Annotated in this window: 14 protein-coding genes; 4 read left to right on the plus strand and 10 right to left on the minus strand. The window is 61.3% G+C overall.

Translation table 11 applies throughout. The features are described 5' to 3' along the window. Positions 1 to 23: 23 nt before the first annotated feature. The 6 genes from mazG to ACP7EW_RS05180 all read right to left on the minus strand — a co-directional run bounded on the left by mazG (position 24) and on the right by ACP7EW_RS05180 (position 7,082). Positions 24 to 857: a nucleoside triphosphate pyrophosphohydrolase gene (gene mazG, locus ACP7EW_RS05155; protein WP_038847693.1), complete on the minus strand. Its 834-nt coding sequence runs from the start codon at positions 855 to 857 to the stop codon at positions 24 to 26. Then, entirely contained in the window at positions 857 to 3,100 is a 2,244-nt protein-coding gene (gene relA / locus ACP7EW_RS05160) for a GTP diphosphokinase (RefSeq protein ID WP_033900680.1), read from the minus strand. Before relA ends, mazG begins: the two co-directional genes overlap by 1 nt. A gap of 119 nt (positions 3,101 to 3,219) precedes the next feature. Next, positions 3,220 to 4,572, minus strand: coding sequence for a 23S rRNA (uracil(1939)-C(5))-methyltransferase RlmD (rlmD, locus tag ACP7EW_RS05165; protein WP_177074141.1), 1,353 nt, complete (start codon positions 4,570 to 4,572; stop codon positions 3,220 to 3,222). After that, complete coding sequence (gene cysM, locus ACP7EW_RS05170) at positions 4,572 to 5,474, minus strand: cysteine synthase CysM (protein ID WP_426215703.1); 903 nt, start codon at positions 5,472 to 5,474, stop codon at positions 4,572 to 4,574. The genes rlmD and cysM overlap by 1 nt, the downstream gene beginning before the upstream one ends. A gap of 111 nt (positions 5,475 to 5,585) precedes the next feature. Continuing rightward, complete coding sequence (locus ACP7EW_RS05175) at positions 5,586 to 6,182, minus strand: tRNA-uridine aminocarboxypropyltransferase (RefSeq protein WP_426215705.1); 597 nt, start codon at positions 6,180 to 6,182, stop codon at positions 5,586 to 5,588. 6 nt (positions 6,183 to 6,188) lie between these two features. Beyond that, a complete protein-coding gene (locus tag ACP7EW_RS05180) occupies positions 6,189 to 7,082 on the minus strand; it encodes a LysR family transcriptional regulator (protein WP_028617381.1) in 894 nt (297 codons plus the stop codon). Between the two features lie 149 nt (positions 7,083 to 7,231). Between ACP7EW_RS05180 and speB the strand changes: the two genes are divergently transcribed. From speB to ACP7EW_RS05200, 4 genes are read left to right on the plus strand one after another with little or no spacing between them, the layout of a single operon-like run. Then, on the plus strand, positions 7,232 to 8,182 hold the full coding sequence (gene speB, locus ACP7EW_RS05185) for an agmatinase (RefSeq protein WP_016976505.1): 951 nt from the start codon (positions 7,232 to 7,234) through the stop codon (positions 8,180 to 8,182). Beyond that, positions 8,182 to 8,604 carry a YybH family protein gene (locus ACP7EW_RS05190; protein ID WP_314529107.1) on the plus strand — a complete coding sequence of 141 codons (423 nt, stop codon included), beginning with the start codon at positions 8,182 to 8,184 and terminating at the stop codon, positions 8,602 to 8,604. The genes speB and ACP7EW_RS05190 overlap by 1 nt, the downstream gene beginning before the upstream one ends. Positions 8,605 to 8,625: 21 nt before the next feature. Next, positions 8,626 to 10,140 carry a purine-cytosine permease family protein gene (locus ACP7EW_RS05195; protein ID WP_016976503.1) on the plus strand — a complete coding sequence of 505 codons (1,515 nt, stop codon included), beginning with the start codon at positions 8,626 to 8,628 and terminating at the stop codon, positions 10,138 to 10,140. Between the two features lie 24 nt (positions 10,141 to 10,164). Beyond that, complete coding sequence (locus ACP7EW_RS05200; protein ID WP_095017156.1) at positions 10,165 to 11,547, plus strand: sodium:solute symporter; 1,383 nt, start codon at positions 10,165 to 10,167, stop codon at positions 11,545 to 11,547. Positions 11,548 to 11,610: 63 nt separating this feature from the next. On the opposite strand, the gene ACP7EW_RS05205 is transcribed toward ACP7EW_RS05200, so the two are convergent. The 4 genes from ACP7EW_RS05205 to ptrR form a co-directional block, all read right to left on the minus strand. Continuing rightward, positions 11,611 to 11,994, minus strand: coding sequence for a hypothetical protein (locus ACP7EW_RS05205; protein ID WP_426215708.1), 384 nt, complete (start codon positions 11,992 to 11,994; stop codon positions 11,611 to 11,613). Then, the gene (locus ACP7EW_RS05210; RefSeq protein WP_426215711.1) at positions 11,991 to 12,593 is read right to left on the minus strand and encodes a peptidoglycan recognition protein family protein; all 603 of its coding nucleotides are present in this window, start codon (positions 12,591 to 12,593) and stop codon (positions 11,991 to 11,993) included. Before ACP7EW_RS05210 ends, ACP7EW_RS05205 begins: the two co-directional genes overlap by 4 nt. A gap of 235 nt (positions 12,594 to 12,828) precedes the next feature. After that, positions 12,829 to 12,951, minus strand: a complete 123-nt coding sequence (locus ACP7EW_RS05215; RefSeq protein ID WP_003193089.1) for a PA1414 family protein — start codon at positions 12,949 to 12,951, stop codon at positions 12,829 to 12,831. A gap of 142 nt (positions 12,952 to 13,093) precedes the next feature. Further along, entirely contained in the window at positions 13,094 to 13,987 is an 894-nt protein-coding gene (gene ptrR, locus ACP7EW_RS05220) for a putrescine utilization regulator PtrR (RefSeq protein WP_426215713.1), read from the minus strand. Positions 13,988 to 14,082: the final 95 nt, after the last annotated feature.

The following is a 14,082-nucleotide window of genomic DNA, read 5'->3' on the forward strand; positions in this document are numbered from 1 at the left end:
TGCTTACTCACTTAGGCAACTGCTCAACCGCAGCTGGACACATTCTTTTCCTGACGTTTGGCTTCGCCCCACAGGGCGTCCATCGTTTCGAGGGTGCAATCTTCTATGGATTGGTGCGTATCGCGCAATGCCTGTTCGATAAATCGGAAGCGTCGTTCGAACTTGGCATTGGCGCCACGCAGCGCGGTTTCCGGGTCGACCTTGAGGTGACGGGCCAGGTTGACCGCCGCGAACAGCAGGTCACCAACCTCATCGGCAATCGCCGCAGAATCGTTGTCGGCCATGGCTTCGAGCACTTCATCCAGCTCTTCGCGCACGTTATCCACCACCGGCAGGGCCGACGGCCAGTCGAAGCCGACCTGGCTGGCGCGCTTCTGCAATTTGGCGGCGCGGGACAGGGACGGCAGCGCCGTGGGCACATCGTCCAGCAGGGAAAGTTGCTCCGGCGCGTCGGACTTTTCCGCACGTTCCTCGGCCTTGATCTGCTCCCAGCGCTCCTTGACCTGTTCTTCACTCAGCTGCGGGATGTCCAGCGGTGCATACAGATCGCCCGTGGGGAACACGTGGGGATGACGACGGATCAGCTTGCGCGTGATGCTGTCGATCACCCCGGCGAATTCGAAGCGCCCTTCTTCCCGTGCCAACTGGCTGTAATACACCACCTGGAACAACAGGTCGCCCAACTCGCCTTGCAGGTGATCGAAGTCGCCGCGCTCAATGGCGTCGGCCACTTCGTAGGCTTCTTCCAGGGTGTGCGGGACGATGGTGGCGTAGGTTTGCTTGATGTCCCACGGGCACCCGTATTGCGGGTCCCGCAGGCGGCTCATCAAGTGCAGCAGGTCTTCAAGCGAATACATCATGGGGTTCGGTTACGCCGCGTCTCGATGATATTCGGTAGCTGGGAAATCCGCCCCAGCAACCGCCCCAATGCGTCCAACCCCGGAATCTCGATAGTCAGGGACATCAGCGCGGTATTGTCCTCTTTATTCGAACGGGTGTTGACCGCCAGCACGTTGATCCGCTCATTGAGCAATACTTGCGACACATCCCGCAGCAAGCCGGAACGGTCGTATGCACGAATGATGATGTCCACCGGGTAGGTGAGCACCGGCACCGGGCCCCAGCTGACCTGGATGATCCGCTCCGGCTCACGCCCGCCCAGTTGCAGCACCGAGGCGCAATCCTGGCGGTGAATGCTCACGCCACGGCCCTGGGTGATGTAGCCGACGATAGCGTCGCCCGGCAACGGCTGGCAGCAGCCGGCGATTTGGGTCATCAGGTTGCCCACGCCCTGGATCTGGATATCGCCGCGTTTGCCGGGCTTATAGCCGGTGGCTTTGCGTGGGATCAGTTCCAGCTGTTCGCTGCCGCGTTCCGGCTCGACCAGTTGTTGCGCCAGGTTGACCAGCTGGGCCAGGCGCAAATCGCCAGCACCGAGGGCGGCGAACATGTCTTCGGCGATCTTCATGTTGGCTTTTTCGGCCAACTTGTCGAAGTCCACCTGAGGCAGGCCGAGGCGCCCCAGCTCGCGTTCGAGCAAGGTTTTACCGGCGGCGACGTTCTGGTCGCGCGCCTGCAATTTGAACCAGTGGACGATCTTCGCCCGTGCCCGCGAGGTAGTGATGTAACCCAGGTTCGGGTTCAGCCAGTCGCGGCTCGGCGTACCGTGCTTGCTGGTGATGATCTCGACCTGTTCACCGGTCTGCAGGCTGTAGTTGAGCGGCACGATGCGCCCATTGATCTTGGCGCCCCGGCAGTTGTGGCCGATCTCGGTGTGCACGCGGTAGGCAAAGTCCAGCGGCGTGGCACCCTTGGGCAAGTCGATGGCGTGGCCGTCCGGGGTGAAGATGTAGACCCGGTCCGGCTCGATATCCACGCGCAGCTGTTCGGCCAGTCCGCCGATGTCGCCGAGTTCTTCGTGCCACTCCAGCACTTGGCGCAGCCAGGAGATTTTCTCTTCGTACTGGTTGGACCCGGCCTTGACGTCGGTGCCCTTGTAACGCCAGTGCGCACACACGCCCAGCTCGGCCTCTTCGTGCATGGCGTGAGTGCGGATCTGCACTTCTAGCACCTTGCCTTCGGGGCCGATTACCGCGGTGTGCAGCGAGCGATAGCCGTTCTCCTTGGGGTTGGCGATGTAGTCGTCAAACTCTTTGGGAATGTGCCGCCAAAGGGTGTGGACGATGCCGAGCGCGGTGTAGCAGTCGCGCATTTCCGGCACCAGCACGCGCACGGCCCGCACGTCATAGATCTGGCTGAACGCCAGGCCCTTGCGCTGCATTTTGCGCCAGATGGAATAGATGTGCTTGGCGCGGCCGCTGATGTCGGCTTCGACGCCGGTGGCCTGCAACTCGGAACGCAACTGGTTCATCACGTCGGCGATGAAGCGCTCACGGTCCAGCCGCCGCTCATGCAGCAGCGTAGCGATCTGTTTGTATTGATCGGGTTCGAGGTAGCGGAAGGACAAGTCCTCCAGCTCCCACTTGATATGGCCGATACCCAGGCGGTGCGCCAGCGGTGCGTAGATATCGAAGACTTCGCGGGCGACGCGGTTACGTTTTTCGTCGTCGGCGGTTTTCACCGCACGGATCGCGCAGGTGCGCTCAGCCAGCTTGATCAGGGCGACACGCACGTCGTCGACCATCGCCACCAGCATCTTGCGCAGGTTCTCGACCTGGCCCTGGGTGCCCAGCACCATGGACTGACGTGGGCTGAGGCTGGCGCTGATCGCGGCCATACGCAGCACGCCGTCGATCAACTTGGCCACCACGGCGCCGAAACGCTGGCTGACGGTGGGCAACTGAATATGCCCTTCACGCACGCCGCGATACAGCACGGCGGCAATCAGTGAATCCTGGTCCAGCTTGAGATCGGCGAGGATCTCGGCGATTTCCAACCCGGTGCGAAAGCTCGATGTGCCTTCGGCCCACAGGTTCTTGGCCGCATTGTCTTGCTGCTCAGACTCGCGAGCGAACTCGCAGGCTGCTTTCAAGGCTTCACGGTCCAGTGCCGGGTCGACACTGATGGCATGATCCAGCCATGCCTCGAGATTGATACTGCCGTCGGTGTTGATCGGCTGGTGTGCTCTCACCTGTACCATCTTGCTTACCTTCCCTACGACGCACCTTCGATGCGCCAGAATTCATCGCCGACCTTCTACTGCTCCCTGGCAGATCACAGGCCCTGGAGACGACAGGCCGGTCGGATTAAACGGGCATCCTAGCCCGCTTCAAATAACGCCATGGCCTCGACATGCGCGGTTTGCGGAAACATGTCGAGGATCCCGGCACGTTTTAGCCGGTAGCCTTGCTTGACCAACTCAACCGTGTCCCGCGCCAGCGTGGCCGGGTTGCAGGACACATACACCAGACGCTTGGCTCCCAGGGTCGCGAGCTTGCGCACAACCTCCAGGGCACCATCACGGGGTGGGTCCAAGAGTACCGCAGAAAAGCCCTGCTTGGCCCATTCCGCGTCAGTCAAAGGCTGAGACAAATCGGCCTGAAAAAACTGCGCATTATGCAAATCGTTGCTGACGGCGTTGACGGCCGCGCGGTCCACCATGGTCTGCACGCCTTCCACCGCCACCACTTCACGCACTTGGCGCGCCAGTGGCAGGGCGAAGTTGCCCAGGCCGCAAAACAGGTCCAGCACCCGTTCGTCGGGTTGTGGCGCCAGCCATTCCAGGGCCTGCGCGACCATCGCTTCGTTGACTCCGGCGTTGACCTGCACAAAGTCGCCAGGTCGATAGGCCAACTCCAGATCCCATTGTTCCAATCGAAAACCCAAGACCGAATCGACTTCGACCGGCTCAGGTTGACCCTCGCCATGCAGCCACAATTGAGCTTCGTGGAAGGCGCAAAACTCTTTCAATACCTGCAGGTCCGCTTCCGACAGCGGCGCCATGTGCCGCAGCAACACGGCGATGGAGGTGCCGCTGAACAGCTCCACGTGCCCCAGGGCCTGCGGCTTGCTCAGGCGGCGCAGCATGTTCGGCAGGCGCTGCATGATCGGTTGCAAGGCCTGTACCAGCACCGGGCAATCGTCAATGGCAACAATGTCCTGGCTGGCCACGGCGCGAAAACCCACTTCCAGCTGTTTGGCCTTGGCATCCCAGCGCACGGCCACGCGGGCGCGGCGACGGTAACCAAACTCCGGACCGCTCAAAGGCTGGGCCCACTCTTGCGGTTCGACACCGGCCACACGGGACAGTTGCTCGGCGAGCATGCGCTGTTTCAGGGCAAGCTGTTCGGTATGGGGCAAGTGCTGCACGCTGCAACCGCCGCAGCGGCCGACATGGGCGCACGGCGCCGGGCGGCGCAATTCGCTGGCCTTGAACACACGCTCGGTGCGCGCCTCGACAATCTTGCCGTGGGCGCCCAACACCCGCGCTTCGACTTCTTCGCCGGCCAGCGCGCCGTTCACAAACCAGGTACGACCTTCAAAGAACACGATGCCACGGCCGTCGTTGGCCAGGCGCTCGATGGTCAGGCGCTGTTTCTTGCCTACAGGAATCTGCGGGGCCCGGCTGCCGCCCGTCGGTTGGAAGCGCAGGCCTCTCTCGTGCTTGGCCATCAGTTGGGTTCGTCGAAGATGCCGGTCGACAGGTAGCGGTCGCCTCGGTCACAGATGATCGCGACGATCACCGCGTTTTCCACTTCTTTAGACAAACGCAACATGCCGGCCACCGCGCCACCGGACGACACGCCACAGAAGATGCCTTCTTCACGGGCCAGGCGGCGGGTGGTGTCTTCAGCTTCGCGCTGGGCCATGTCGATGATGCGGTCCACGCGGGTCGCGTTGTAGATCTTCGGCAGATACTCTTCGGGCCAGCGGCGGATACCCGGGATGGCCGCGCCTTCCATCGGTTGCAGGCCAACGATCTGGATCGCCGGGTTCTGCTCCTTCAGGTAGCGCGAGTTGCCCATGATGGTGCCGGTGGTGCCCATGGAGCTGACGAAATGGGTGATGGTGCCCTGGGTCTGGCGCCAGATTTCCGGGCCGGTGGTGGTGTAGTGCGCCTCGGGGTTGTCGCCGTTGGCGAACTGGTCCAGCACCAGGCCACGGCCTTCGGCGGCCAAGCGCTCGGCCAGGTCCCGTGCGCCCTCCATGCCTTCTTCCTGGGTGACCAGGATCAGCTGGGCGCCGTAGGCGGTCATTGCCGCCTTGCGTTCGGCACTGCCGTTGTCGGGCATGATCAGGATCATCTTGTAACCCTTGATCGCGGCGGCCATGGCCAGGGCGATCCCGGTGTTACCCGAGGTGGCTTCGATCAGGGTGTCGCCGGGCTTGATCTGCCCGCGCAGCTCGGCGCGGGTGATCATCGACAACGCCGGGCGGTCCTTCACGGAGCCGGCCGGGTTGTTCCCTTCAAGCTTGAGCAACAGGGTATTGCTGGTCTCACCCGCCATGCGTTGCAAGCGGACCAGGGGCGTGTTGCCGACGCAATCGGCGATTGTAGGGTACTGCAAGGTCATGGCGTATTCGCAATCCAGACTGCGGGGGCGAACATCATACCGGGAAAGGCCGGCGGGCCATATCACGCAAAGTGCGGTGCTTATGGCTTAAAGGAATAAGGCACCGAATGTTCACCGCTCGCCATGGTTGCGGTTGAACACATCAGGCCCCATCGCCGCAATCTGGCCGTCGATCAACGCATCGAAGGGTTTGAGCAAGGGTGCAAATGAAGCTGGCGACTCCAGGACCCCCAGCGCCTGCACAATCGCTTCCACTGTCGACAGCGCGCCGGGGCCAGGTGCCTTGCGCAGCCGATAGCGGGACACTGCGCCTTCGGCCAACGCCACCCTGGGTAGCGCAGCCAACAACGGATTGAGGTGCAAGAGTTTGCGCGCCTTGCGCCAAGTGCCGTCGGGGACCACCAGCAGCAGCGGCTGATCTTCTGGCGCATAGACTTTAAGTGGCTGGGCGTCGTCAGCCGGAAACAGCAGCCGTGCCTGGTAGCCGGGCACGTTCAACAACGCCGGCAGGTCCTCAAAGACCTCTCCCACCACCAACTGCGCGTTGTTCAAACCCAACGCCGCCAACCGCGCGGTATTCAGCGCATGGTTGACCTCGCTCGGATGCTGCAACAGCAACACGCGGGTCCGGCTGTCGAGGTTGGGGATCAGCGGGCACAGGCAGTGGGCGACAGGCCTGAGGCAACGGGAACATTGGGGTCTGGACATGGTTTATCAGGCCTGGTTGAGCTGGGCTTTGAGCAAGTCGCGGAAAGTCTGGATCAGCGGTTCGCGGCTGCGACCTCGACGCATGATCATCGAGAATGGCGCCTGGTAGCCGAAGGTCGCCGGCAGCAAGACGCGCAAATCGCCCTTGTCGGCCCAGGCCTGGGCGTAGTGTTCGGGCAAATAACCGATGTAGGCGCCGGACAGCACCAGGATCAACTGCGCCTCCATACTTTCCACGGTGGCTGCACTGTGTTTGAAGCCGTGCCTTGCCAATTCGGCCTGGCTCCAGTAGCCGCGACCGACCATGCGCTGCTGGGTGATGACTTGCTCGGGGATGCGCCGTTCATTGAACAAAGGATGCCGCGTGCTGCAATACAACCAGTGCTGCTCGCGGTACAGCGGCATGTAGATCAACCCACTCATGCGGTTGGAAAACGCGCCGATGGCCAGGTCCAGGCGGTTGTCCTGCACGCCCAGTTGCAGTTCATAAGGGCTCATCACCGACAGATGCAAGTGCACCGCCGGATGTTCCAGGCTGTAGGCGCCGATCACTTCGGCGAAGGGCAACGCTTTGTCGCTGACCGTGGAATCCAGCACGCCCAGTTTCAGCGTGCCGCGCAACTCGCCCTTCAACGCGGCGGCGTACTGCTCGAAGCCTTCAAGTTCGCCCAACAGGCGCAAGGTTTCCTGATGGAACAACTCGCCCTTGCTGGTCAGGCTAAAACCGCCTCGCCCGCGATGACACAGCACCAGGCCCAGTGCCGCTTCCAGCTGACTCATGTAGGTGCTGATGGCGGAAGTGGACAGGTTGAGTTCGTGCTGGGCATTGGCGAACCCCTGGTGCCGCACGACGCTGACGAAGATGCGCAGGAGTTTCAGGTCGGGCAAGGCGTTGGCCATGGTCGGCTCCGGGTGTGGGTCGTTGCAGTCTACCTGTGCGCATTAGTTTAGAAAAATCTGAACTAAGTATTTGCCCCTGCCGATTCTTTCGTTTCCACGTATTTCGCAGAATCGGCCCCTAACAAACAAAACAACGATGAGGCACTCCCGTGGACAAGATTTTCCACCAACCACTGGGCGGCAACGAAATGCCGCGCTTTGCCGGCATCGCCACCATGATGCGTCTTCCCCACCTGCAAACGGCCAAGGGCCTGGATGCCGCCTTTGTCGGCGTGCCGCTGGACATCGGCACCTCGCTGCGCGCCGGTACTCGCTTCGGGCCGCGTGAAATCCGCGCCGAATCCGTGATGATCCGCCCGTACAACATGGCCACCGGCGCCGCACCGTTCGACTCGCTGTCGGTGGCCGACATCGGCGACGTGGCGATCAACACCTTCAACCTGCTCGACGCCGTGCGCATCATCGAAGAAGCCTACGACGAGATCCTCGAACACGACGTGATCCCGATGACCCTGGGCGGCGACCACACCATCACCCTGCCGATCCTGCGGGCGATCCACAAGAAACACGGCAAGGTCGGGCTGGTGCACATCGATGCCCACGCTGACGTCAACGACCATATGTTCGGCGAGAAAATCGCCCACGGCACCACCTTCCGCCGCGCGGTAGAAGAAGGTTTGCTCGATTGCGACCGTGTGGTGCAGATCGGCCTGCGCGCCCAGGGCTACACCGCCGAAGACTTCAACTGGAGCCGCAAACAAGGCTTCCGCGTGGTCCAGGCCGAAGAATGCTGGCACCACTCCCTCGCGCCCTTGATGGCTGAAGTGCGTGAAAAAGTCGGCGGTGGCCCGGTGTACCTGAGCTTTGACATTGATGGCATCGACCCGGCCTGGGCACCGGGCACCGGCACCCCGGAAATCGGCGGGCTGACCACCATCCAGGCCATCGAGATCATCCGTGGCTGCCAGGGTCTCGACCTGATTGGTTGCGACTTGGTAGAAGTTTCGCCGCCCTACGACACCACCGGCAACACTTCGCTGCTGGGCGCCAACCTGCTGTACGAGATGCTCTGCGTACTGCCTGGCGTGGCACATCGCTGATGAGCGCCCAAGAAGTACTGCAAGCCGCCGCCGACCTGGTGGCGGCCTTCGCCCGCAATGACCGCGCCGCCTACTTCGGCGCGTTCACGGCGGACGCCAGCTTCGTGTTCTACACCCTGCCCCAGCCACTGCTCAGTCGCGACGCCTACCAGGCGTTGTGGGACAGCTGGCGCCGGGACGAGGGGTTCGAGGTACTGTCCTGCACCTCGAGCAACGCCTTTGTCAGCCTGCAAGGTGACGTGGCGATTTTCATGCATGACGTGGCCACCGAGCTGCGCATGAACGGGGAGCAATTCAAAAGCCAGGAACGCGAGACCATTGTCTTCAAACGGCAAGGGCTTGGCGCAGAACAACAAGAAGGCCTGTGGCTGGCCTGTCACGAACATTTGTCCGCTATGCCGGAAGGGCTGCCGCCCCCTTAGCCAATGTGATCGGAGCAGATCATGAATAATAAAAACAACGATAAAAGTATTCGTAAGATAGAAACCAACGGGGTCGAGCAGATCCCGGACCACGAACGTACCGCCGGCCCCAAGGATCTGTTCCGACTGATCTTCGGCGGCGCCAATACCTTTGCCACCGCCGTGCTGGGTTCTTTTCCCGTGCTGTTCGGCCTGTCGTTCCAGGCGGGTGTCTGGGCGATTGTGCTGGGCGTGCTGGTGGGTGCGCTGATCCTCGCGCCCATGGGCCTGTTCGGGCCGATCAATGGCACCAACAACGCGGTGTCTTCCGGTGCGCATTTTGGCGTGCACGGGCGGATTGTCGGCTCGTTTCTCTCGCTGCTGACGGCGATTGCCTTCTTCTCATTGTCGGTGTGGAGTTCAGGTGATGCGCTGGTGGGCGGTGCGAAACGTCTGATTGGCTTACCGGAAACCGACCTGAGCCTGGGCCTGGCCTACGGCGTGTTCGCGATCCTGGTGCTGACCGTGTGCATTTACGGTTTTCGCTTCATGCTGTGGGTCAATCGCATTGCGGTGTGGGCGGCGAGCCTGCTGTTCCTGCTGGGGATCTTCGCGTTTGCGCCGGCCTTCGACAGCCACTTCGCCGGTACCGTGGCCCTGGGCCAGACCGGCTTCTGGGCGGCCTTTATCGGCGCCGCGCTGGTGGCCATGAGCAATCCGATTTCGTTCGGCGCGTTCCTGGGTGACTGGTCGCGTTACATCCCGCGTGAGACGCCGAAAATACGCATCATGCTGGCAGTGGTCCTGGCGCAAATCGCCACCTTGATTCCCTTCCTGTTCGGCCTGGCCACCGCGACCATCGTGGCGATCAAGGCACCGGACTATATTGCGGCCAACAACTATGTCGGCGGTTTGCTGGCCGTGGCGCCGAGCTGGTTCTTCCTGCCGGTGTGCCTCATTGCGGTGATCGGTGGCATGTCCACCGGCACGACGTCGCTATATGGCACCGGGTTGGACATGTCCAGCGTATTCCCGCGCCTGCTGTCGCGGGTCAAGGCCACGTTGCTGATTGGGGTGATGTCGATTGCCTTCATCTTTATCGGACGTTTCGCCGCCAACCTGGTGCAGAGCGTGTCGACCTTCGCCGTGCTGATCATCACCTGCACCACGCCGTGGATGGTGATGATGATCATCGGCCTGATCGTGCGTCGCGGCTTCTATTGCCCGGATGACCTGCAGGTGTTCACGCGTGGTGAAACCGGCGGCCGCTACTGGTTCAGCCATGGCTGGAACTGGCGCGGGCTGGGGGCGTGGATCCCGAGTGCGCTGGTGGGCCTGTGCTTCGTCAACCTGCCGGGGCAGTTTGTCGGGCCGCTGGGCAATCTGGCGGATGGCATTGATATCAGCCTGCCGGTGACGCTTGGGCTGGCCTCGGTGGTGTACCTGACCTTGCTTCGTGTGTTCCCGGAACCGGCGGCTGTTTATGGGCCCCAGGGGCCGCTTCGCAGCCCAACGGGAGCAAGCTCCCTCGCCACAAAAAGCGCCTCAATAGCCTAAAAAAATAATCGGAGAACCGCCGTCATGGCTTTGGATTTATTCGTCGTACTCATCTACGCCGCCGGCATGCTCGTGCTCGGCTACTACGGCATGCGCCGCGCCAAGACCCACGAAGACTACCTGGTGGCCGGGCGCAACCTGGGCCCGTCGCTGTACATGGGCACCATGGCCGCCACGGTACTGGGCGGGGCGTCCACCGTCGGCACCGTGCGCCTTGGCTACGTGCATGGCATCTCCGGCTTCTGGCTGTGTGCCGCGCTGGGCATGGGCATCATTGCGCTGAACCTGTTCCTGGCCAAGCCGCTGTTGAAGCTGAAGATCTTCACCGTGACCCAGGTGCTGGAAAAACGCTACAACCCCATGGCCCGCCAGGCCAGCGCGGTGATCATGCTGGCCTACGCACTGATGATCGGCGTGACCTCGATCCTGGCCATCGGCACCGTGCTGCAAGTGCTGTTCGGCCTGCCGTTCTGGATCTCGGTGCTGCTCGGCGGTGGCGTGGTGGTGGTGTACTCCACCATCGGCGGCATGTGGTCGCTGACCCTCACCGACATCGTGCAATTCGTGATCAAGACCGTCGGCCTGATGTTCATCCTCTTGCCGATCTGCCTGTACCGCGTCGGCGGCTGGGACGAACTGGTGGCCAAGCTGCCCGCGTCGAGTTTCAGCTTCACCGCGATCGGTTGGGACACCATCATCACCTACTTCATGATCTACTTCTTCGGCATCCTGATCGGCCAGGACATCTGGCAGCGGGTGTTCACTGCCCGTGACGAAAAGGTCGCCAAGTACGCAGGCACGTTCGCCGGGTTCTACTGCATCCTCTATGGCCTGGCCTGTGCATTGATCGGCATGGCCGCCCATGTACTGATCCCGGACCTGGATAACGTCAACAACGCCTTTGCCGCCATCGTCAAAGCTTCGCTGCCGGACGGCATCCGTGGCCTGGTGATTGCCGCAGCACTGGCGGCAATGATGTCCACCGCCAGCGCTGGCCTGCTCGCCGCCTCCACCGTCCTGACCGAAGACCTGCTGCCGCGTCTGCGTGGCGGCAAACAGTCGAGCCTGGCCATCAACCGCCTGTTCACGATGCTGACCGGCATTGCCGTGCTGGGTATCGCCCTGGTGGTGAGCGATGTGATCAGCGCTCTAACCTTGGCTTACAACCTGTTGGTGGGCGGCATGTTGATCCCGCTGATCGGCGCGATCTTCTGGAAGCGCGCCACCACATCAGGCGCCATCACCTCCATGACCCTGGGCTTCGTGACGGCGCTGGTGTTCATGATCAAGGACGGGTTGGATGCAAACACGCCGATCTACTACAGCCTGGCGATTGGGTTGGTGAGTTTTGTAGTGGTGAGTTTGCTGTCGCGCCGGCCAGAGGGTGTGGCGGCCAACGCGGTTTGAGATACAACTGGATTTAGAGCGGTTTCTTCAGCGGGCGCGACGTCGGATGTCGTGCCCGTTTTTTTACTCAGCATCCAGGCGGACCTGTTCGAACAAATCACCGCAAGACTTACAGCCAAAATACTGCTCGCTTGAAGGGCATTCGATCTCCCCTGTCGCCCCCGCCCTCACCCGCCAAGTACACGCCTTGCCGCGATACTTCAGTGTGCCTTCGAGGTAACAAGGTGCCCAGTCGTATTCGTCATGCAGCGTGCGTGCGTTAATAGGTTCAGCGCGCTTGAAGAAGGACGCGACTTGTCGCCCATCCAACATAACGTCGCTGGGTCGACAGCGCTCCGGCTCTTCGGAGTGAAAGCCCGAGATGGCAATGCCGTCGATATCCGCAGCGCAAGCCGCGCGCCCGGCAAGTATCATCCATACGCCCAACAACCCTCGCCGCAGGTTCATTGCCACACCGCGCTGCTGGCTTCACCCGGATGTTTGTAGGAAATTTGCGGATGCGTGTAGACGTCCTCCGGTGTCAGGCGGAAATGGCCATACAACTCAGCCACCAACCACCGCAGGGATTGATTCTGCATAGCGGTCACGTCCTCGTAACGGGCAGCATCCAGATGCTTGCCGACCAATTCAACTCCCAAAGAGTCCCCGTTCATCGGGTATCGCTCAGGGTAGTCCTTGGTGCGCTCATAGCGGTCCAGCGCTCGAATCTGCAAGGTCCAGGTGAGTGCCTGGATAGGTTGGATTTGAGCGGTATCGCACGTCGCCTTATCCGTTGCCAGGCACTTGGAGCGCAGGAAGCGCCCAACGTGGTAACAGCGTTTTTTGAGGCTCGCCGTCTGATAGATCACGCCATTTTTCTCGATGAGAAAGTGCGCTCCATTGCCCTTGGCAAGGTAAGCATTAAAGGTGTGTTGCGCCGTCGGAGCGTCCGTCTGGTGGACTACCAAAGCGCTCACGCTACGCAAATCCCCATGCTCGATCGTCGGAAACCGACGGAGTTCGACTCTTTCGGAAATCAACATGCCTTCGCTATCAATGCTCGACATTCCAATGCCCATTCATCCATGTGAAGGCAAAAATATAGAAGGACGAACCGGGAAAAGGGCACGGATGACAAAATAAGAAGAAGGCTCTGACAATGAGGCATGCCTCGTCAGACAGTTGCGGACACTACGAAATGTACGGCGAATACAGCCTGATTACAGGGAACCGAACACGCCCTGAAGAACGATCCGAGGTGTCAGCGCCCGCGCGATTGGATCGCGTGAGCGCTTCCAGGACTTACCTGCGACGTGGGCGACGCTGCTCGTCATCGGTGCGAATCGGCACGGGTTGCAGCGGAGGCTCGATCAAGCCCAGTGCAACACCCAGATCATGGAGCCAGTTTTGAATTTTCTCTTTCATGGTTGCCCCCTTTGAGGGTAATGCTGGTAGGCGCAAGTTCTGTCGCCTTTTCCTACAGTGATAGTAGCCCTAAGTCCTACGTAATGCTTGAACGAAACCACAACGAACTATTACTGAATTCATCAAAATCCTGACGGATCGCTCAAGCAATGGCGCGCGTGTCGTGCAGGACCGCAGCCTTGCTGGCTTGCTGCAGGTCGATCCATGCGTTGAGGTTAGCGCCGAGCATACCCTTTCGCCACATCAGCCAGGTGGTGGCAGTGGCAAAAGGCCCTTTCAACGGATGAACGGACACGCTGTCCTTGCCTGGCAAACTCTCCAGCATGGATTCGGACATCAACGCCACCCCGGACCCGGCGATCACGCACGCCAGCATGCCCTGATAAGACTCGATCTCAATCGCCCGGCCCATGGCCACCCGCTCATGGGAAAACCAGGTTTCCAGGCGGGTGCGATAGGCGCAGCTGCGACGGAAGGTGAACACCGAACGCCCCGCCACATCCTGCGGCCCCTGTACGGGCGGATGGTCGGCCTCGCAGATCAGCACCAGGCGTTCTTCGCACAGAGGCACACCGTCCAGGGAAGCGATGGTGATGGGGCCGTCCACAAATGCCGCATCCAGCCGGCCGGTGATCAACCCTTCGAGCAGCTCTCCGCTGGGTGCCGATTGCACCTGAAGGTTCACCATCGGGTAGGCCTTGTGATAGCCCGCCAGCAGTTTCGGCAAGTGCACCGCCGCTGTGCTGTACATGCTGCCCACCACAAAATCGCCGGCCGGCTGCCCGCCTTGCACCGCGCCGTGGGCTTCGTCGTGCAGGGCCAGCAGTCGAGTGCTGTAGTCCAGCAACACCTTGCCGGCCGGTGACAGCTGCAAGCGCTGGCGCTCACGCACGAACAGCTCTACGCCGAGCTGCTCCTCCATTTGCTTGAGGCGCGTCGACAGGTTCGACGGCACCCGATGCAAGCGCTCAGCCGCGCGCGTGATGGAGCCCTCTTCCGCCACCGCCTGGAAAATGCGCAATTGACTGAACTCCATACCTTTCTCCAAAACTGAACAAGTTACTCACTATTATTCATTTTTTCAGAAAGTCAATTCACTTTAGCCTGAGGGTATTCGTTTACTCGCAGGAA

This window comes from Pseudomonas sp. DWRC2-2, from assembly GCF_049897885.1.
Taxonomy (GTDB): Bacteria; Pseudomonadota; Gammaproteobacteria; order Pseudomonadales; family Pseudomonadaceae; genus Aquipseudomonas; species Aquipseudomonas azotoformans_A.